21 protein-coding genes are annotated in these 19360 nt (G+C 65.5%); 9 read left to right on the forward strand and 12 right to left on the reverse strand.

What is annotated here, in order from left to right:
• Nucleotides 1-50: 50 nt before the first annotated feature.
• The 4 genes from era to AC1DD3_RS07515 are packed head-to-tail and all read right to left on the reverse strand — an operon-like array spanning nt 51 to nt 3892.
• Nucleotides 51-1010 (reverse strand): GTPase Era, encoded by a 960-nt coding sequence (gene era / locus AC1DD3_RS07500; RefSeq protein WP_476881360.1) that lies wholly within the window; start codon nt 1008-1010, stop codon nt 51-53.
• Nucleotides 994-2337: a hemolysin family protein gene (locus tag AC1DD3_RS07505; RefSeq protein ID WP_230119646.1), complete on the reverse strand. Its 1344-nt coding sequence runs from the start codon at nt 2335-2337 to the stop codon at nt 994-996. Before AC1DD3_RS07505 ends, era begins: the two co-directional genes overlap by 17 nt.
• A complete protein-coding gene (gene ybeY / locus AC1DD3_RS07510; RefSeq protein WP_230119647.1) occupies nt 2334-2807 on the reverse strand; it encodes an rRNA maturation RNase YbeY in 474 nt (157 codons plus the stop codon). Before ybeY ends, AC1DD3_RS07505 begins: the two co-directional genes overlap by 4 nt.
• Nucleotides 2804-3892: a PhoH family protein gene (locus AC1DD3_RS07515; RefSeq protein WP_230119648.1), complete on the reverse strand. Its 1089-nt coding sequence runs from the start codon at nt 3890-3892 to the stop codon at nt 2804-2806. The genes ybeY and AC1DD3_RS07515 overlap by 4 nt, the downstream gene beginning before the upstream one ends.
• A 387-nt stretch (nt 3893-4279) precedes the next feature.
• Between AC1DD3_RS07515 and AC1DD3_RS07520 the strand changes: the two genes are divergently transcribed.
• Nucleotides 4280-5194: a GerMN domain-containing protein gene (locus AC1DD3_RS07520; RefSeq protein ID WP_230119649.1), complete on the forward strand. Its 915-nt coding sequence runs from the start codon at nt 4280-4282 to the stop codon at nt 5192-5194.
• A gap of 54 nt (nt 5195-5248) precedes the next feature.
• Here AC1DD3_RS07520 and AC1DD3_RS07525 read toward each other — a convergent pair whose 3' ends face one another.
• The 3 genes from AC1DD3_RS07525 to hrcA are packed head-to-tail and all read right to left on the reverse strand — an operon-like array spanning nt 5249 to nt 8221.
• Complete coding sequence (locus AC1DD3_RS07525; protein ID WP_230119650.1) at nt 5249-6019, reverse strand: 16S rRNA (uracil(1498)-N(3))-methyltransferase; 771 nt, start codon at nt 6017-6019, stop codon at nt 5249-5251.
• Between the two features lie 2 nt (nt 6020-6021).
• Nucleotides 6022-7149 (reverse strand): molecular chaperone DnaJ, encoded by a 1128-nt coding sequence (gene dnaJ, locus AC1DD3_RS07530; RefSeq protein ID WP_230119651.1) that lies wholly within the window; start codon nt 7147-7149, stop codon nt 6022-6024.
• A gap of 58 nt (nt 7150-7207) precedes the next feature.
• Nucleotides 7208-8221 carry a heat-inducible transcriptional repressor HrcA gene (hrcA, locus tag AC1DD3_RS07535; protein WP_476875495.1) on the reverse strand — a complete coding sequence of 338 codons (1014 nt, stop codon included), beginning with the start codon at nt 8219-8221 and terminating at the stop codon, nt 7208-7210.
• A 212-nt stretch (nt 8222-8433) separates the two neighbouring features.
• Here hrcA and AC1DD3_RS07540 point away from each other — a divergent pair, with 212 nt between their 5' ends.
• Nucleotides 8434-9288, forward strand: a complete 855-nt coding sequence (locus AC1DD3_RS07540; protein ID WP_230119653.1) for a DUF3097 domain-containing protein — start codon at nt 8434-8436, stop codon at nt 9286-9288.
• A gap of 53 nt (nt 9289-9341) precedes the next feature.
• Here AC1DD3_RS07540 and AC1DD3_RS07545 read toward each other — a convergent pair whose 3' ends face one another.
• On the reverse strand, nt 9342-10286 hold the full coding sequence (locus tag AC1DD3_RS07545; protein ID WP_230119654.1) for an alpha/beta fold hydrolase: 945 nt from the start codon (nt 10284-10286) through the stop codon (nt 9342-9344).
• A 137-nt stretch (nt 10287-10423) separates the two neighbouring features.
• Here AC1DD3_RS07545 and AC1DD3_RS07550 point away from each other — a divergent pair, with 137 nt between their 5' ends.
• The 4 genes from AC1DD3_RS07550 to AC1DD3_RS07565 all read left to right on the forward strand — a co-directional run bounded on the left by AC1DD3_RS07550 (nt 10424) and on the right by AC1DD3_RS07565 (nt 13037).
• The gene (locus tag AC1DD3_RS07550; RefSeq protein WP_230119655.1) at nt 10424-11248 is read left to right on the forward strand and encodes an SDR family NAD(P)-dependent oxidoreductase; all 825 of its coding nucleotides are present in this window, start codon (nt 10424-10426) and stop codon (nt 11246-11248) included.
• 94 nt (nt 11249-11342) lie between these two features.
• Complete coding sequence (locus tag AC1DD3_RS07555) at nt 11343-11852, forward strand: hypothetical protein (RefSeq protein ID WP_230119656.1); 510 nt, start codon at nt 11343-11345, stop codon at nt 11850-11852.
• Nucleotides 11853-12187: 335 nt separating this feature from the next.
• Nucleotides 12188-12625 (forward strand): helix-turn-helix transcriptional regulator, encoded by a 438-nt coding sequence (locus AC1DD3_RS07560; RefSeq protein WP_230119657.1) that lies wholly within the window; start codon nt 12188-12190, stop codon nt 12623-12625.
• Nucleotides 12626-12635: 10 nt separating this feature from the next.
• Nucleotides 12636-13037 carry a VOC family protein gene (locus tag AC1DD3_RS07565; protein ID WP_230119658.1) on the forward strand — a complete coding sequence of 134 codons (402 nt, stop codon included), beginning with the start codon at nt 12636-12638 and terminating at the stop codon, nt 13035-13037.
• A 202-nt stretch (nt 13038-13239) separates the two neighbouring features.
• On the opposite strand, the gene AC1DD3_RS07570 is transcribed toward AC1DD3_RS07565, so the two are convergent.
• Both AC1DD3_RS07570 and AC1DD3_RS07575 read right to left on the reverse strand, forming a co-directional pair.
• Complete coding sequence (locus tag AC1DD3_RS07570; protein ID WP_230119659.1) at nt 13240-13515, reverse strand: helix-turn-helix domain-containing protein; 276 nt, start codon at nt 13513-13515, stop codon at nt 13240-13242.
• A complete protein-coding gene (locus tag AC1DD3_RS07575; RefSeq protein ID WP_230119660.1) occupies nt 13515-14012 on the reverse strand; it encodes a DUF2975 domain-containing protein in 498 nt (165 codons plus the stop codon). Before AC1DD3_RS07575 ends, AC1DD3_RS07570 begins: the two co-directional genes overlap by 1 nt.
• A 211-nt stretch (nt 14013-14223) precedes the next feature.
• Here AC1DD3_RS07575 and AC1DD3_RS07580 point away from each other — a divergent pair, with 211 nt between their 5' ends.
• On the forward strand, nt 14224-14733 hold the full coding sequence (locus AC1DD3_RS07580; protein WP_230119661.1) for a mycothiol transferase: 510 nt from the start codon (nt 14224-14226) through the stop codon (nt 14731-14733).
• 177 nt (nt 14734-14910) lie between these two features.
• Nucleotides 14911-15330, forward strand: a complete 420-nt coding sequence (locus tag AC1DD3_RS07585) for a DUF4870 domain-containing protein (protein WP_230119662.1) — start codon at nt 14911-14913, stop codon at nt 15328-15330.
• A 96-nt stretch (nt 15331-15426) separates the two neighbouring features.
• On the opposite strand, the gene hemW is transcribed toward AC1DD3_RS07585, so the two are convergent.
• Nucleotides 15427-16656 carry a radical SAM family heme chaperone HemW gene (hemW, locus tag AC1DD3_RS07590; protein ID WP_476875502.1) on the reverse strand — a complete coding sequence of 410 codons (1230 nt, stop codon included), beginning with the start codon at nt 16654-16656 and terminating at the stop codon, nt 15427-15429.
• Between the two features lie 36 nt (nt 16657-16692).
• A complete protein-coding gene (gene lepA / locus AC1DD3_RS07595) occupies nt 16693-18546 on the reverse strand; it encodes a translation elongation factor 4 (protein ID WP_230119664.1) in 1854 nt (617 codons plus the stop codon).
• 180 nt (nt 18547-18726) lie between these two features.
• On the opposite strand from lepA, the gene AC1DD3_RS07600 reads away from it, so the two are divergent.
• Nucleotides 18727-19290, forward strand: a complete 564-nt coding sequence (locus AC1DD3_RS07600) for a type II toxin-antitoxin system PemK/MazF family toxin (protein WP_230119665.1) — start codon at nt 18727-18729, stop codon at nt 19288-19290.
• Nucleotides 19291-19360 lie beyond the last annotated feature (70 nt).

The raw sequence follows: 19360 nt of genomic DNA on the forward strand, positions 1-19360 counted from the left end.
CGCCGGAGCGCCTGGCAGGGACCGGGCGGGGCCCGGCGGGGGCAGGGGGGCTAGAATCCGAGCTTGACCAGCTGCTTCGGATCGCGCTGCCAGTCCTTGGCCACCTTGACGTGCAGATCAAGGTAAATCCGGGCGCCGAGCAGCGCCTCAATCCCCTTGCGGGCGTTGGTCCCGACCTCCCGGAGCCGGGCGCCGCCCTTGCCGATGATGATGGCCTTCTGGGACGGCCTCTCCACGTACAGATTGACGCGGACATCGAGGAACGGCCGGTCTTCGGGGCGTCCTTCACGCGGAACGATCTCGTCAACGACCACTGCCAGGGAATGCGGCAATTCGTCGCGGACGCCTTCGAGCGCCGCTTCCCGGATGAGTTCGGCGATCATCACGGTCTCCGGTTCGTCCGTCAGGTGGCCGTCCGGATAGAGCGGCGGCGACGACGGCATATGGCTGATCAGGACGTCGGCCACGGTTTCGACCTGGAAGCCGTCGGTGGCCGAGACCGGGACGATGTCCTTCCAGCCGTCCTCGCCGAGGACCTCACGGCCCAGGGCGGCGACGGCCAGCAACTGCTCGGTCAGGGCCTGGCGGTCCACGGTGTCGGCCTTGGTCACGATCGCGATGATGGGCTTGTTGCCGACGGCGGCGAGCTGGGCGGCGATGAACTTGTCGCCCGGGCCGATCTTCTCGTTGGCCGGCAGGCAGAAACCGATCGCATCGACCTCGGCGAGGGTGTCGGCGACGAGTTCGTTGAGGCGCTTGCCAAGCAAGGTGCGCGGACGGTGCAGGCCCGGCGTGTCCACCAGTATCAGCTGGGCGTCATCGCGGTGGACGATGCCCCTGATCGTGTGGCGGGTGGTCTGCGGCTTGGCGGAGGTGATGGCGACTTTTTTGCCTACCAGCGCGTTGGTCAGCGTTGATTTTCCGGCGTTCGGCCGGCCCACCAGAACCGAGAACCCGGCGTGGAAACCGCCGGAGGGTGCGCCGCCGTCGGCCTTATTCTGCTTGCTCACGTGGAACTCCCTGTTGCAATGGTTCTGCCTTGTCGAGAAGATCTTCAAGGTCAGTATCGTTCGGAACGGCGCCTTTTGGAACGGCGGCCGCAATGATGTGGCTGACGCGGTTTCGGCGGCCTTCCAGCCGCTCCGCCCGGAGCGAGACGCCGTCGACTTCCACGGTGCTGCCGACGATCGGGACGCGGCCCAGGGCCTTGGCCAGCAGGCCGCCCACGGTGTCCACTTCGTCGTCGTCGAGTTCGAGGTCGAAGAGCTCGCCGAGATCGTCGATGCTCATCCGGGCGCTGACCCGGTACGTGCCGTCGCCGAGGTCCACGACTTCGGCGCTTTCGGTGTCGTATTCGTCCACGATCTCGCCGACAAGCTCTTCAATCAGGTCTTCGAGCGTGACAAGGCCGGCCGTTCCGCCGTACTCGTCGATGACGATGGCAACGTGCGTGGACTCCTTCTGCAGCTCCCGCAGGAGGTCGCTCACGGGCTTGGAGTCGGGGACGTACCGGACCTCACGGGCCAGCGCGTCCACCAGTGGCGGTTCCTCTTCCGGGGCCAGGGCGTGGATGGCGGCTGCCACGTCCTTCAGATAGATGATGCCCAGGATCTGGTCGGTATTTTCTCCGATGACGGGAATCCGAGAGTATCCGGAACGGAGGAACAGCGACATCGCCCGGTGCAGGGTGGAGCCGGCGTCGATGCTCAGGATGTCGGTGCGCGGCACCATGACGGCGCGGACCAGGGTGTCCCCGAAATCGAAGACGGACTGGATGAGTTCGGCTTCGTTGTCCTCGATCATGTCCGACTCGGTGGCCCGGTCCACGAGCTCACGGAACTCTTCTTCGCTGAAGAACGCCTCGTCTCCCCCGGGCGCGCCGGGGGCCACAGCACTGCCTAGCCTGACGAGCCAGGCAGGAATGGGCCCGAGCACCCAAGCGAGGAACCTGATCAGCGGCGCTGAATACAGCACCACTCCGGCCGAGTGCGTGCGTCCCAGCTGCCGCGGAGAGACGCCGACGATCACGAAGCCGAGAACTGCCATGATGCCTGTCGCGGCCAGTCCGGCGAGCCAGACGTTGTCCAGCAGGCTGTAAAGCAGCACCGCAACCGCAACAGCAGAGGCCGTTTCGAACCAGATGCGCCAGAACCGGAGTGCGCGCATGTGCGTCATGGGCTGGTCCAGGATCCGGCGGAGCGCGGTGCCGCGGCTCTTCAGAAGTGCTTGTTCGCCATCATGGCGCGGAAGGAAACTGAACGCCGCCTCGGCGGCCGTCAGCAGTGCTGCGGCAGCGAGGAACACCAGCGCCATGCAGACAAGGAGCAGGGATATCACTTGATGGTCTCGGACGGAGCTTCTTTGCCGGTGAACGTCGCGAGCAGCTCACGCTGCAAGCCGAACATCTCTTCTTTTTCTTCCGGTTCCGCGTGGTCATAGCCAAGCAGGTGCAGGATCCCGTGCGTGGCGAGCAGCAGCATCTCGTCCTGGGTGGAGTGGCCGGCGTTGCGTGCCTGGACCTCTGCAACCTGGGGACAGATGGCGATGTCGCCCAGCATCCCCTGGGGCGTGGGCTTGTCCGGCGTGCCAGGCGTCAGTTCGTCCATCGGGACGGAGAGCACGTCCGTGGAGCCGGGCTCGTCCATGAGCTCGATGTGGAGTTTCTCCATGGCGGGCTCATCCACGAGCAGTATGGAGAGCTCGGCCTGGGGATGGATGTACAGCTGCTCGAAGATGAACCGGGACAGCGCCACGAGCTGGGCCTCGTCCACCTGGACGCCGGATTCGTTGTTTACTTCGATGCTCATGCGTGTTCTCCCCGCCGCTCCCGGGGAACGGAATGCTTGACCCGGTTTCGCTGCACTTCATCCCAGATGCTGTAGGCGTTGACGATGTCGCCGACCAGCCGGTGGCGCACCACGTCCGCCGCGTCCAGAACGGTAAAGTTGACATCGTCTATGCCCTGCAGGATCTCTTCGACAATCCGCAGTCCGGAGCGCGTTCCGAACGGCAGGTCCACCTGGGTGACGTCACCCGTGACCACCATCTTCGACCCGAAGCCAAGCCGGGTGAGGAACATCTTCATTTGTTCGGGAGTCGTGTTCTGGGCCTCATCCAGGATGATGAAGGCGTCGTTGAGCGTACGGCCCCTCATATAGGCAAGGGGGGCAACCTCGATGGTTCCCGCCGCCATGAGCCGCGGGATGGATTCGGGATCAATCATGTCGTGCAGGGCGTCGTACAGCGGCCTGAGGTAGGGATCGATCTTGTCGCTGAGCGTGCCTGGCAGGAACCCTAGCCGCTCGCCGGCTTCCACTGCCGGGCGCGTGAGGATGATCCGGCTGACTTCCTTTTGCTGCAGCGCCTGCACGGCCTTGGCCATCGCCAGGTAAGTCTTTCCCGTACCGGCCGGGCCGATGCCGAAGATCACCGTGTTGGTGTCGATGGCGTCCACGTAGTTCTTCTGGTTCAGCGTCTTGGGCCGGATGGTTTTGCCGCGGCTGGACAGAATGTCGTGGGTCAAGACGTCCACCGGGTTCTGCAGCGACTGGCTGCGCAGCAGGAGGACGAGCTGCTGGAGCACGGCAGGAGTGATCACCGTGCTGCGGGCCACAAGACCGCGCACTTCGTGAAGCAGCCGCATGATGCGCGGAACGTCGGCGGCAGGCCCGCTGATGGAGAGCTCGTTGCCCCGGACGTGGAAACTCACGGCCGGGTACTGCTCTTCGATGAAGCGGAGGGCCTCGTCGTGGCTGCCGAGGGACTGAACCATCTGATCAGAGTTGTCGAAGATGACCACCTCCGTCCGGACACCGGGCAGGGTATGCGGGAAGTCACCTGTGGTGCGGTCCCCGGTGTTGAGGCGGCGCTTTCCGTTTGCTGATTCAGTCATGGTGCTGGCCCGCAGGCCTCTGGTTCCCTCCAGTTCGAAATAACCCTTCTGAGTCCTTCCATCTTACGCCAGCGTGCGGGTGCCCTCACCGTCCGGTGCAGCGACAGCGGCAGCCTTTTCGGTAAGGGGGTTCCCGCATTTAGGTATCAACTTTGCATCGGCCTCATATCGTTCCCGTTGCAGTTCCGGCCCCGGCGGGCAAAGGCGCCCTGCGCCCGGGGGCCTTGTGCAATGCTGGAATGACAGACGGCGGGCATTGGTTCCGCCTGCCCGCAGCCGCCGGCGACACCCGTTGCCGGCCGCACTCGTCGGGCAACCTACCGGCCATTCGAAGGGATCAGGGACATCAGGGAGCCAGGAACCACCGGCCCGAAAGCAGCAGCGCGGATGCGTTCCGCGCTGGCGCTTGGGCTGCTTCCTGCCGCTTTGCTCCTGTCGGGGTGCGTCGCCGACCCTGATCCCGCGGTCACATCATCGAACGTTCCCTCCCAGTCGCTGAAGGCGGCGGGCACGGACGGCGTTCCCACCACCAGCGCCCCGTTGGAAACGATGCAGTCCTCCAACAAGGCGCCGGTCTACTGGATTGGGCGGAGCAACACCAACACCTTCCTGTACCGGGAGTTCCGGGATGTGCCGGACGAGGAAAACCCCATCACGCGGGCACTCCGGGCCATGATGTCCGAAACTCCGCTTGATCCGGACTTCTTTACGCCCTGGCAAAACCCCAAGAGCCTGGCCACGTCCATCTCCGGCACGAACGTGATCACCGTGGACGTTTCCGCCGACGCGTTCAACAGCAATCTCGACGCCGACATGGCGCAGCGGGCCATCCAGCAACTCGTGTACACCGCGACGGCTGCCGGGGCGAGCTCCGGCCTGATCGACGCCGGCCAGCAGATTGAAGTGGTGATCCTTGTGGATGGCCACACCGATTACCTGGCGTTCAAGCACGTCAAGCTTGGCGCCCCCATGGCACGCAGTGCCGGGATGGTGGCCCCGGTGTGGATCATTGACCCCCAGGAGGGGGTGGACGTCGCCGACGGCCGCGTCAAGATCAACGGCCGCAGCACGGTTCCCGGTGGCAAGCTACGCTGGCAGATCCTGAAGGTGCAGGAGAACGGCGACAAGGAGAAGTACCTTAACGGCGAGGCCACCGCGGCCGCGGCGGCGGATGCTTCAGGAGTCTTCGGCCTGACGGTCAACCTGGCCCCGGGAAACTACGAGATCCGCGTCTCGCAGATCGATCGCAGGCAGGCAGACGACGAACTCAACGTGGACACCCGGGGCTTCGCGGTCCGCTGACAGCTGCTGCCGGACAGCGCCTGCTGCCGGATCGCGTGTACTACCTGACCGCCGCTACCAGCGGCCCAAAACATCACTTGCGATGACGACGCCGGCCGGCCCGGCCGTGGATGACCGCAGCACGTGCGGTCCCAGGAGAGCGGTCACGGCGCCGGCGCTGCACAGTTTGGTGACTTCGCGCGGGCTGATGCCCCCTTCGGGCCCTACGATCAGGAGTATCTCCTGAGGGCCATCCGCCGGCAGGCCGGCCGCACGCCAGGCCTCCAGCACCCCGCGCAGTGGCTTCACCGCATCTTCGTGGAGGATCACAGCAAGGGCGGCTTCGGCCACATGCGCGGCCAGTCCCTGGGTGTCGACGGCGGCACGCACCTCCGGGATCCAGGCCCGCCGTGCCTGCTTGGCGGCGGCGGACACGGCGGACTGCCACTTGGCGTGGGCCTTGGCCGCCCGCTCGGCCTTCCACCTCACGATCGAACGTTCCGACTGCCACGGGACGACTGCGTCGATGCCAAGCTCCGTGGACGTCTCGATCGCCAGTTCGTCACGGTCGCCCTTGGCAAGGGCCTGGACCAGCACCAGGCGAACGCCGGGCCGGTCTTCAATCGTGACGGAAGAACACTCCACGGTCAGTTCTCCCGGCGCTACTCGCTCCACTGTCCCGGTGAGGCGCCGGCCGGCACCGTCGGCGATGTCGACCGCCTCCCCCACGGCCAGCCGTTTGACTGTCACGGCGTGCCGCGCTTCCGCTCCGTCCAGCACGAACAGCGAGCCGGGATGGGCGCCGTCGAGCGTTCCGGCGGCGGTGAAAAATACGGGGTTGCTCACCGCTACAGGTTACCGAGGCGGTCCCGCAGCTTCGCGAAGACGCCGCCGCTGGCGGCGAGCTTGCCCTCGGAGAACTGCTCGCCGCGGAGCTTGGCCAGCTGACGCATCAGGTCTTCCTGGGCCGGATCGAGCTTGGATGGCGTCTCGACCTGCAGGTGCACCTTGAGGTCGCCGCGGCCGTAGCCCCGGAGGTGCGTGACCCCGAGGCCGCGGAGGGTGATGATCTCGCCGGACTGGGTACCCGCCTTGACGTCGATTTCCTGCTTTCCGTCGAAGGTGTCCAGGCTCATCTCTGTGCCCAGGGCCGCAGCCGTCATGGGGATGTTGAACGTGGCGTGGAGGTCGTCGCCGTCGCGGACGTAGGTGGGGTCGTTGTTGACCCGGATTTCCACGTAGAGGTCGCCGGAAGGACCGCCGGCCGGGCCGGCTTCGCCCTGCCCGGAAAGCTGGATGCGCGTGCCGGTGGCGACGCCCGCAGGAACCTTGATGGTCAGCGACCGGCGGCTGCGGATGCGGCCCTGGCCGTTGCACTCGTTGCAAGGGTCCTTGATGACGGTGCCAAAGCCTTCGCAGGAACCACAGGGGGCCGTCGTCATGACCTGGCCGAGGATGGAGCGCACTGCGCGCTGGACCTGGCCGCTGCCGCCGCAGATGTCGCAGCGTTCAGGGTGTGTGCCTTCGCGGCAGCAGGAACCCTCGCAGGTGGGGCAGGTGACGGCAGTGTCGACTTCCAGCTTCTTGTTGGCGCCGAAGACTGCGTCACGCAGGTCGATCCGAACGCTGATGAGGGCGTCCTGTCCCCTGCGCACCCGGGAAGCCGGGCCCGAGGTTCCGCCGGCTCCGAAGAAGGTGTCGAATATATCCTGGAACGCGAAGCCCTGGCCGGCGTAATTGCCGCCGCCGAAGCCGTTGTCCGTGCCATTCTCGTTGCCCGTGGTGTCATAGACCCTGCGCTTCTGCGGGTCGGACAGCACTTCGTAGGCGTGGGTGACGGCCTTGAACCGTTCCGAGGCGTCCTCCCCCGGGTTGACGTCCGGGTGCAGGGTGCGGGCCAGCTTGCGGTAGGCCTTTTTGATCTCTTCTCCGGTGGCTTCCGGGGAGACTCCAAGAACGTCGTAGTGGCTGCTCAAAGTTCGTATCTCTTCCTGGTTGTGTTGCCTGGGGTGCGGGGTTCACTGGGCCGTGGGGTCACGGTCCGAGAATCCTCGAAAGGTAGCGGGCCACCGCACGGACGGCGGCCATGGTGGTGGGATAGTCCATCCGGGTGGGCCCAAGGATGCCGATCTTCGCGGTGGCGTCCGGTCCGTAGCCGGTGGCAACCACCGACGCCTCCGCGAGTCCGTCGTAAGGGTTCTCCCTGCCGATGCTCACGGCCACTCCGCGGGGGTCCTGCGCCATGTCGCTGAGGAGGCGCAGCATGACCACCTGCTCCTCGAGGGCCTCGAGAACGGGTCCGATGCTGAGCGGGAAGTCCACGTTGGACCTGGCCAGGTTCGCGGTGCCGGCCATGACCATCCGGTCTTCCCTGCTGCTGTGCGCGAGCCCTTCCAGGGCCTTGCTCAGGGCGACGGCGGCCGGACGCTCCGCCGGAGCGCAGCCCGCCACGACAGCGGCGAGGTGGTGCGGCAGCATGGTCAGTGCTGTGCCTGCGACGCCCGTGAGGAACCGGGTCCGCAGCGCGGTCAGCGTGTCGTCGCCGAGTTCCTGGCCGACGTCGATGACCCGCTGCTCGACCTTCCCGGAGTCGGCGATCAGCACGATGAGGACCTTCCGGGGGGCGAGCTGCACAAATTCAATGTGCCGCACCACGGCGCGGCTCAGGTGCGGGTACTGCACGACGGCGACCTGGTTGGTCAGTTGCGCGAGGAGCCTTACCGTCCGGTCCAGGACGTCGTCGAGGTCGTCGGCCCCCTCCAGCAGTGACTGGATGGCCCGGCGCTCGGCCTGAGACAGAGGTTTGACGGCCGAAATCTGGTCCACGAAGAGCCGGTAGCCCTTGTCGGTGGGAATCCTGCCGGCGCTGGTGTGCGGAGCGGTGATGAGCCCCTCGTCTTCGAGCGCCGCCATGTCATTGCGGATGGTGGCGCTTGAGACCCCAAGATGGTGGCGCTCGACGAGGGCTTTCGATCCCACGGGCTCCCGGGAATGGACATAGTCCTCGACAATGGCGCGCAGCACCTCGAGCTTGCGTGGCTCGCTCACAGTCCACCTCCGATCGACCGTTACTGGGCAGGGGCAGGGGGCGCCCGACAAACCCATCGTTAGCACTCGACATGCCTAAGTGCTAACAAGTCTAATATGAGACCGCCCGTTGTTAGCATTGGTACCGCTCCGGGCGAAATTCCGGGCAGATTCCGCCGGAGGCCGGTTCCAGGCCCGTGGCGGCAACTTCCTAGTGCAAAGCGGTGTGAACTATGCATTACCAGACCTGGGGCCCGCAGGACATTGCAGCGCCCGCCAAGAACGATTTGCCGGAGGTCCCGGTCGAGCGCGGAATGGTGCTGGAAGACGTCCAGTCCGGCTGGGTCGGGGCGGTGACGCGAGTGGAGAAGTCCGGCGGCATGCACGTCGTGGCGCTCGAGGACCGCCGCGGCAAGTCACGGTCCTTCAGGCTCGGGTTCGGGTTCCTGCTGGAGGGCAGGCCCATCCGGCTAATGCCGCCGGCACCGGCGGCCAAACGCGCAGGTTCCGCCACGGCCGCCCGCACGGCTTCGGGTTCGGTCCGGGTGGAGGGCCAGCGTGCCCAGGTTGCCAAGGCCAGCCGCATCTGGGTGGAAGGCAAGCACGACGCCGAACTGGTGGAAAAAGTCTGGGGCGACGACCTCCGGGTGGAGGGAATCGTCGTCGAGCCCCTGCACGGCATCGACGACCTGGCCGGCGCGGTTGCCGCGTTCCGCCCAGGTCCCGGGCGGAGGCTGGGGGTCCTTGTGGACCACCTCGTCTCGGATTCCAAGGAGTCCAGGATCGCAGAAGCCGTCATGGCCTCGCCCGGTGCGGCCGGGAACGTGCTCATTGTGGGCCACCCGTACGTGGATGTCTGGCAGGCCATCAGGCCGTCCGTCCTGGGCATCGCGCAGTGGCCGGTGGTCCCCAGGGGCACCGACTGGAAGACCGGGATCCTCACGGCCTTCGGCTGGCCGCACTCCACGAAGGAAGACATCGGCCTGGGCTGGCAAAAGCTCCTCGGTGCGGTCCGGACCTACGCCGATCTGGAACCGGCCCTGCTGGGCCGGGTGGAAGAGGTCATCGACTTCCTTACGGTGCCCTAGGGACCTGCCGGGACCGCCGATTTCGACGCCCGGCCCCATCCAAAGACCGTTTATTACCCGGCCGCGATCTCTTCGACAGCCTGGGCTAGAGCCTTCATGGATTCAGGACCACCATGCCCCTCGCCCTCGACGATGACGAGATGGCTGCCTTTCCAGCGCTGGTGAAGCTTCCAGGCGGTGATGACAGGGCCGCTGATGTCCCGGCGACCATGAATGAGGTAGCCGGGAATTCCGTCGAGCTCATGAACCCGCCGCATGATTTCCTGCCCTTCAGCCAGGAATCCGTCGTTGGACCAATAGTGGGTGACCAGCAGCGCGAACGTCATGCGCTCGCGCTCGTCGTCGAACATGGGGCCAGGCTGCCAGTACGGGTCCAGGGAAATGTGCGTGGACTCCCAGCGCTCCCAGGCCAAGGCGGCGGACCGGGCATCGTCGCGGTCCACACCGGCCAGCCGGCGGGCGTAGGCATCCACTACACGTTCGCCCGGGTTTGCCTTGGCGGCATGTGCGAAGTCCTCCCAGGCTTCGGGGAAGATACGTCCGACGCCGTCGGTGATCCACCCCACCTCGTCGCGGCTTGTCGCTGTGACCGCCACCAATCCGATGCCAAGTACCCGATCAGGATGCCTGAGCGCGTAGGCGAGAGCGAGCGTGCTGCCCCACGAGACGCCGGTGACAATCCACTTCTGGATTCCGAGGTGCCCGCGCACCGCTTCGATGTCGTCGAGCAGGGCCTGCGTGGTGTTCTGGGACAGGCGGCCGAGGTCGTCCTGGACTGTCGGAAGGCTTTTTCCGCACCCGCGCTGGTCCAAACCTATGGTCCAAAACCGGGCCGGGTCGTGTCGCTTCCGGTAGCCCCCTTTGCCAAGGGAGCCGCCTGGGCCTCCGTGCAGGTACAGGACCGGCACACCTTTGGGATCCCCTGTGCCTTCCCAGTAGATCTTCGCGTGGGGTACGTCCACCCAGCCGTTAGTTGTCTCCGCGCCCTCATCGATCACCCGCTCAACGATATGGGAACATTGGCGCTTGTCACGGTCGGCAGGCCATCGCAGCGAACCCTGAACGATGCCGGCCCAAGGCGCCAGCTCCGGCGTATCATGGGTCGCGGAACGGAAGGTAAGCGGGGCCGGTTAGCATGACCAACGATCACGAACGCAACGAAGCGCCGGCGGGAAACGTTGCTCTCGTGACCGGTGCAAGCCGGGGAGTCGGCCGGGGCATCGCACGTGGCCTTCTGGCAGCAGGGTTCCGCGTTTACGGCACTGGCCGCTCGATCGACCAGGCGGACCTGCCGCTGGAGATACGCCGCCTGCAATGCGATCATCTCAACGACGACGAGACTGCACGTGTGTTTGAAGCGATCCGGTCCGAGTGCGGATGCCTCGATCTCCTCGTCAACTGCGCCTGGGGCGGCTACGAGAACATGGTCGAAGGGGGCGCCTTCACGTGGGCTGCGCCGTTCTGGGATCAACCGCCGCATCGCTGGACCGGCATGATGGACGCCGGTGTGCGCGCGGCATTTGTATGTTCGTCGCACGCGGCGCGCCTAATGACGCCGCGGCACCGCGGCTTGATCATCAACATCAGCTTCTGGTCTGCGCAGCGTCACCTCGGCAACACGATCTACGGCATCGCAAAAGCAGCGACGGACAAGATGACGTCCGACATGGCCGTCGAGCTGAAACCGTTCGCTATTCCGGTAATCTCGCTCTATCCCGGCTTGGTTCGAACCGAGTCGGTCCTGGCAGCGGCGGAAAGTGGTGCGTTCGATCTCTCGACCAGCGAAAGTCCTGAGTTCATCGGCCGCGTGATCAATGCGCTGTTCCACGACCCGAAGCTGATCGCGCGGACCGGCCAGGTGCTTGTCGCCGCCGCGGTTGCGAAGGATTTCGGCGTACTGGACATCGACGGAAATTCACCGCCTGCGCTGACACTTGCGGACCTCCATGACGTTCAATAGTTTCCACGCCCCGACGCTCCAAACGCCGCAGTCCCGGCGACCGCCCGCATGAACTACATGGCCCGGCGCTGAGCCGCGGCGGTACATTGTGTGCATGGGACCTCGTGCTTCAGGCCGTCGAGATTTACTCGCTGATCGGCTCTTGGGTGTCGCGGAGTTCAGCCACGCGCACTGGTTCTTCGGCAATCTCTATGAGGCCCTCGTTAAAGTCCCGCACCGGGTCGCGGCCTCGGAAGCAAGCCGTGAACTCCCTCGGTCGCCCTTTGGATCGGGAAGCCCCGGCCGCTACTACGTGCCGATCGCCCCGATCAACGCCCCTGTGGCCATTGCTGCCCTCGTTGCAGGGTGGAATCATTCCAACAGCAGGGTCTGGCTGGTAGTGGCTGCCGCCAGCTCCACGGCCGGTGCGGCCGCTACCGCGTATCTGCTTCGGTTCATCAACCCCGACCTGTTCTTCAGTCCACAACCGCTCAGCCAGCTGCGCCGCAAACCGTTGTTGAGGCGGTGGTACAGGGTCCACGCCCTCAGGCTCACGGCCAGCGCCGTTTCCCTGGCAGCTATCCACCAGGCCCGGACAATTCAACTCAGAAGCCGCATTGGCTGACTGAGCCATCGTCGCCAATCGTCGGGCTGATCAACTTTCGGGACTTCTGTGCCGCCAATCTTAGCGACCCCTCTGGGAATGGAGGCCGGCCGGTTCTGCCCGCCTGCGCAAATGCGTAGCCGCAGGGGCAGAAAGTCAGGTAGAGATTACGCGTGCCCTGCAGACGCATGAGGCGTTGACTGTTAAGAGGGCGGAAGCAATGTTGAAGCCCTTCGGGCTCAGGCCGCCGGCGTCAGGATGGTTTCCGGGCAGGTTCGTCCGGAGCGAGACGGGCCGGCGGCGTGAGTGCCCCAAGTCGCCTACACCCTACTCCACCAATTAGCTAGACTGGCGGCATGACGCCGCAGGAACTCGCTAACCTGGCCCATCTGCGCCGGGCCCGCGACCTGATCGATCGCGAGTACGCCCGGCCCCTTGACGTGCCCACCATGGCCGCCGGCGCCCTCATGTCGCCGGCGCACTTCTCCCGCCAGTTCAAGGCCGCCTACAGCGAGACCCCGTACAACTACCTCATGACGCGGCGGATTGAGCGGGCCATGGCCCTGCTGCGCGCCGGGATGAGCGTGACCGATGCCTGCATGGAGGTCGGTTGCACCTCGCTGGGTTCCTTCAGCTCACGCTTCACCGAGATCGTGGGCATGACACCCAGCGCATACCGGGCCCGCGAACACCATGCAGTGAAGGCTATGCCGTCGTGCATCGCCAGGCAGCACACACGGCCCGATCGCAAGCCGAGCAGGATTGAAGAAGCGTCCCCGCGACCCCTGCAATAGCGTGTGAGATATGAACATTTCACTTCAGTACTCACACATCACAGTCAACGACCTCGACGAATCGCTCGCGTTCTACCGTGACGTTCTAGGCCTGGACGTGCGCAACGACGTCGGCTCCGACGGACACCGCTGGGTCACTCTCGGCAGCGCTGCCCAGCCCGATCTGGAGCTCGTGCTGTCCGTCCCGCACGCCGGCCGCTCCCGGGACGACGGCGACGCGTACCAGCAGCTGCTCACCAAGGGCGTCCTGCCCAACATCGTCTTCCGCACGGACGATCTCGACGCCACGTTCGAGGCGGTCCGGGCCGCCGGCGCGGAGGTCCTCCAGGAACCCATCGTCCAGCCATGGGGCCCGCGCGACTGTGCCTTCCGCGACCCTTCCGGCAATATGATTCGCTTCAACCAGGCCTGAATCGGGCGGGCGCGCCCCGCCCTCTCACCGCTCTGAATGCCGCTGAAGTAGTACGACGACGGGACGTCACCGTGGGCTTGAATTCGCCGGGTGCCCAGGGTGGCGTTCCGTCGCCATGACCACCTACCGTCGTGCTGCACCTTGTAAGACAGGATGATGATGCCGCTCTTGAGGACCTCCGGCAATGAATAATCTGCGCAGCTCACGATTCCGAGCTGCCACGCGCGAGCGGCCGGTCACCGCCGTCGTCTGCTGACGTCAGGTCCGCCGAATCCTCCGGTTCCCAGCGCAGCAGGTCTCCAGGCTGGCAGCCGAGCGTCTCACACAGTGCGGCGAGCGTCGTAAAGCGCACCGCTTTGGCTCGACCGTTCTTGAGCACCGCCAGGTTGGCGGGCGTGATTCCGACGCGGTCCGCGAGGGTGCCCACGGACATCTTACGTTTGGCCAGCATCACGTCGATGTCGACGACGATCGGCATCAGATCACCTCGTCCAGCTCTGTCCGCAGGTGATGCGCCTCGGCTTCGCGGGTGACCGCTTGGTCGAGCAGCGCCCGAAGCACGAGGACGATCAACGCCATCCCGGCGATCATCACGGACGCTCCGCAGATCAGGAGGACGACGCCGGGCGGAACGGCTTCACCCGGCGCGAGGATGACGGCAAGTCCGAACATGAGCAGGGAGGCGGCCGCGACTGCACCGAACACGACGTCCACGTACCGGAACGCGGCATGGGAAAACACCGTTCCCCGACCCACCATCGTCAGCAAGCGCCACACGCACAGCAGAGTGACCTGGATGGTCATGATACCCAGAACCGCTATGACGAGGAGCGGTACGCGCACACCGGCTGCCTCCGGGCCGAGTTCCTCCAGGTCGACGGCCAGTAGCGGCACCATTACGACCTGCACGAACAGCGGGCCGGCGAGCACCATCGCTAGCACCATGCGAAGCGTAAGGATGGTCAGCTTTCCCACAATGTCTCCTATTACATCGAACAACAGTGAGATTCTCTCGATAAACGGTAGGTCAAGCAAGTGAATCCCCCGCCCGAGCCGGGTCCGGCTGCAGGTCGAATCGACTGCTTCTGGCGAAACTTCGTGACGGAGCCGCGAAGCGGGGCCCTATCCGGTGATGTCGCTTCCATGCAAGCATGAGGGCACTGAAAGTGCAGAGTGAGGGGACTCGATGAAATCCAACGAACTGTTGCTGGACGCCTTCGTCCGGATCCGTGACACCGTCGCCGCCACTCTTGAAGGGGTCGACGACGAGTCCCTGGTCCGTCGGCCCGGAGGCGCCGGAAACTCGATCGCGTGGTTGATCTGGCACCTCAGCCGGGTGGAGGACGCGCAGGTCTCCTCCCCAGCCGGCCTGGAACAAGTCTGGACCTCGCAGGGGTTTGCCGCCCGGTTCGGCCTGCCGCTGCCCGAACGTGACACCGGCTACGGCCATTCGACCGGCCAGGTCGATGCGGTGCAGGCGACGCCGGAGCTGTTGCTCGAGTACCACGAGGCCGTTCACCGGCAGACCGCGGAGTTCCTAAGAAGTCTCGGCGACGAGGATCTCGACCGCATCGTTGACAGGCGCTGGGACCCGCCCGTCACTCTTGGTGTGCGGCTGGTCAGCACGATTGCCGATTGCCTCCAGCACGTGGGGCAGGCCGCCTACGCCAAAGGGTTGAACGCCGCTCACGGCTAGAGGAACAGTCGCGCTTGGCTTGGCCTGGCGACGGCCCTGCTGGGCGGTCGTCCATTCCGCGCCGGACCCAGTATTCTTGGAAAGGCGCCTTTGCGCTGCCGCCGTCCGGTGCCACCGGCCGGCCACAAACCTGAACCACCGGCAATATCGCACCAACGCAAGTTTAAGGAAGACACCGTGGCAGAAGACGCTCGCGACCGCAGGGAGCCCCAGTCGGGCCCGGACCTGCCCCAGTACCATGGCGTTCCTGCCAACGCGCTTCCGCTCACCGCAAGCGAGGACAGGCAGTGGGCAACACTGGCCCACTTCGGCGGCATCCTCGGCTGCGTGCCGGCGCTGCTCATCTACCTGATTTTCCGCGACCGCGGGCCGTTCACCGCCCAGGAATCCAAGGAAGCCCTAAACTTCACGCTGCCTCCCACCATCGCGGCCTTCCTGGCCAACATCCTGGTGCTGCTCCCTGTGGTGGGCAATCTGTTCGCCGTGCTCGCAACGCTGATCTGGATTGCACTTGCCTGTTTCTCGGTGTCAGCCGGCATCCACGTCAACCGGGGCCAGCCGCACCGCTACCAGTACAACCTGCGCTGGATCAAGTAGCCGCCCAGGCAGCAGCGGCCCCTGACCCCGTCCGGGGTCAGGGGCCGCTGCTTTGTTCAGCGGGTTCCGCCTTCTGGGGGTGTGGCTTCCAGCGGTTTAGTCGGGCAGGATACGGCGCACGACGGCATCAGCCAGGAGCCGGCCCTTGAGCGTCAGGATCAGCCGGCCCTTGAACGCTTCGGCGGGTGCCACGAGGCCGTCGGCAATGAGTCCGGCCACAGCGTGCTTTCCCGAGGCCGACAGCGAGCTGACCGCAAGTCCCGAGGCGAGACGGGCCTCCAGCATGACTTTTTCCACGTCGCGCGTTTCGGCGTCGAGCGTCTCGCGTCCCGCAGCAGGCGACACTGCGGCGGTCAGCCTGTTCGCATAGGCGGTGGGGTGCTTGACGTTCCACCAACGCACGCCGCCCACGTGGGAATGCGCGCCCGGTCCGATCCCCCACCAGTCGTCCCCGCGCCAGTAGGCAAGGTTGTGCCGGCACGCCTGTCCGGGAGTGGCGGACCAGTTGCTGACCTCGTACCAGTGGAGGCCGGCGTCGGAGATCATCTGGTCGGCGAGCTCATACTTGGCGGCGTGGTCGTCGTCGTCGATCCCGGGAACTTCACCCCGGCGGATCTGCGCCGCAAGCTTGGTCCCGTCCTCCACGATCAGCGCGTAGGCGCTGATGTGATCGGGCCGGTAGGACAGCGCCGTCTCCACGGAAAAGCGCCAGTCCTCCAGCGATTCACCCGGCGTGCCATAAATCAGGTCGAGGCTGACGGCGAGTCCCGCGTCCCGCGCCCACTGCACCACCAGCGGCACGCGGCTCGGTGTGTGCGTGCGGTCGAGGACCTTCAGGACGTGCGGCACGGCCGACTGCATTCCGAACGAAACCCGGGTGAAGCCGGCGTCGGCCAGGAGCTGGAGTGATTCCGGTGTGACGGAGTCCGGATTGGCCTCCGTGGTCACCTCGGCGCCGGGTTCGATGCCCCACTGGCTTACGGCAGCGCCCAGAATTCTGGCCAAATCCTCCGCGGGCAGCAGCGTGGGGGTGCCCCCGCCAAAAAAGACAGTGCGGAGCTTGCGCTCCGGCAAACCGGACTCCTTCAGGGCCCGCGCGGCGAACTCCACCTCGGCAATGGCCGTCGACGCGTACGCATCCTGGGATGCCCCGCCGCCGAGCTCGGTCGCCGTGTAGGTATTGAAGTCGCAGTAGCCGCAACGGACGGCGCAGAAGGGGATATGGACGTAAAGCCCGAATCCCCGCCGGGCGGCGCCGTCGGCAGCCTGCTGCGGGAGCAGGCCGTCCGACGGCGCGGGGTCACCGAGGGGTAGAACGCTAGGCACTGGAGCAGTCTCCGGAGGTTCCGGCCACGGTCATCACTACTTCTTGGCCTTGTCCTTGGATTCGTCCGTGGTGAGAGCCGCGATGAAGGCTTCCTGCGGCACTTCCACACGGCCCACCATCTTCATGCGCTTCTTGCCTTCCTTCTGCTTTTCCAGCAGTTTGCGCTTGCGGGTGATGTCACCGCCGTAGCACTTGGCAAGGACGTCCTTGCGGATGGCGCGGATGCTTTCGCGGGCGATGATCCGGGAACCGATGGCCGCCTGGATGGGCACCTCGAACTGCTGGCGGGGAATGAGTTCGCGCAGCTTGCCGGTCATCATCACGCCGTAGGCGTACGCCTTGTCCCGGTGGGTGATGGCGCTGAAGGCATCCACCTGTTCGCCCTGGAGCATGATGTCCACCTTGACCAGATCGGCCACCTGCTCGCCGTCGGCTTTCCAGTCAAGCGAGCCGTAGCCGCGCGTCTTGGACTTGAGGATGTCGAAGAAGTCAAAGACGATTTCGGCCAACGGCAGGCGGTACCGGATTTCCACCCGGTCCTCGGAGAGGTAGTCCATGCCGCCCATGACGCCACGGCGGCTCTGGCACAGCTCCATGATGGCCCCGACAAACTCGTTCGGGGCGAGAATGGTGGCAGACACCATCGGCTCGCGGACTTCAGCGACCTTGCCGGTGGGGTATTCACTGGGATTGGTGACATGGACGACCTTCTTGTCCTCCAGTGTCACTTCGTACTCCACGTTGGGGGCAGTGGAGATCAGATCCAGCTTGTACTCGCGTTCGAGGCGCTCACGGGTGATTTCCAGGTGCAGCAGCCCCAGGAAGCCCACACGGAATCCGAAGCCCAGCGCGGCCGAGGTTTCCGGCTCATAGATCAGCGCGGCGTCGTTGAGCATCAGCTTCTCCAACGCATCGCGGAGCACCGGGTAGTCGGTGCCGTCCAGCGGATAGAGGCCGGAGAAGACCATGGGCTTGGCGTCGGCATAGCCGCTGAGGGACTCCGCGGCAGGCTTGGCCAGGTTGGTCACGGTGTCGCCGACCTTGGACTGGCGGACGTCCTTCACGCCGGTGATCAGGTAGCCCACTTCGCCGACGCCCAGGCCCTTGGAGGGTGTGGGCTCCGGGGCGCTCACGCCGATCTCGAGGAGTTCGTGGGTGGCGCGGGTGGACATCATCTGGATCCGCTCACGCGGGTGCAGCATGCCGTCAACCACGCGGACGTACGTGACGACACCGCGGTAGGTGTCGTAGACAGAGTCGAAAATCATGGCGCGGGCAGGGGCGTTGGGATCGCCTACGGGGGCGGGCAGATCTCGCACGATCTTGTCCAACAGAACCTCGACGCCAGCGCCGGTCTTGCCCGAGACACGGAGCACATCGTCCGGGTCGCCGCCGATGAGGCTGGCGAGTTCCGCCGCGTACTTCTCGGGCTGGGCCGCGGGGAGGTCGATCTTGTTGAGGACCGGAATGATGGTGAGGTTGTTCTCCATCGCCAGGTACAGGTTGGCGAGGGTCTGGGCCTCGATGCCCTGAGCCGCGTCCACGAGCAGGACTGCGCCTTCGCAGGCGGCCAGCGATCGGGAGACCTCGTAGGTGAAGTCGACGTGGCCGGGCGTGTCAATCATGTTCAGGGCGTAGCTGGTGCCCTCAACTTCCCACGGCATCCGGACAGCCTGCGACTTGATGGTGATGCCGCGCTCACGTTCGATATCCATGCGGTCCAGATACTGGGCCTTCATGTCGCGGGACTGAACGACGCCGGTGTACTGCAGCATGCGGTCGGCCAGGGTGGATTTACCGTGGTCAATGTGCGCAATGATGCAGAAGTTCCGAATGATGGCCGGATCTGTCGCGGCGGGCACCGGGGCGGTGCGGGCCATGGGAGACACGCAGGGTCCTTACTGTTGGCATTTCCGCGGCGTCATTCCGGCCGTACTCGGGCCATCCTGATGCTGCCGCATATCTGAACCTCTAGTCTCCCACGTTCGGGCCCCCCGCCGTACATTCCGCATGCCACACAGATGTGGGTGTCCTGGGCGCACTGACAGGGCGGCGGTATCGTTGCCGGCATGGCTCTGAACTTCCGTACCCTCGGCAACGCCGTCCGGGCTTCGCTTCGCTTCCTCGCCGGCTCCCCAGCCCGGAAGCCGGACCCGAAGGGGACACCGCGGCCCGGGAGGAACAACGCACCGGGGCAGGCGGGTGCCCGGGCGGGAACCGCGGGCTTGTCGGCCCCATATCCGGGCGATTTCCGCGGCACGGCGGCCCTGCGATACTCCCCCTCCCCCGATGGCCGGCCCGATCCCGGTGAGGTGGTGTGGACCTGGGTCCCCTATGAAGAGGACCATTCCCGCGGGAAGGACCGCCCCGTCCTGCTGGTTGGAAACCACGGACGCTATCTGCTCGGCCTGATGCTGACCAGCAAGGACCACGACGGCCATCCACGCGGGAGCCGCGACTACGTCGACATCGGCAGAGGGCCGTGGGACCGGCAATGGCGTCCCAGCGAGGCCAAACTCAACCGCGTCCTCCAGATCCGCCCTTCGGACATCAGGCGGGAGGGCGCAGTTCTGGACCGGAGCCAATTTTTCCTGGTGGCCGATGCGTTGAGGGAACACCACGGCTGGAAGTGATGTCCCGGAATCGATGATTGGGCGCGCCGGAGCTGGACAAATGGCGTCTTCAGCACGGATTCTGCTACTA

The sequence above is a fragment of the Arthrobacter sp. 05T444 genome (genome assembly GCF_056395905.1).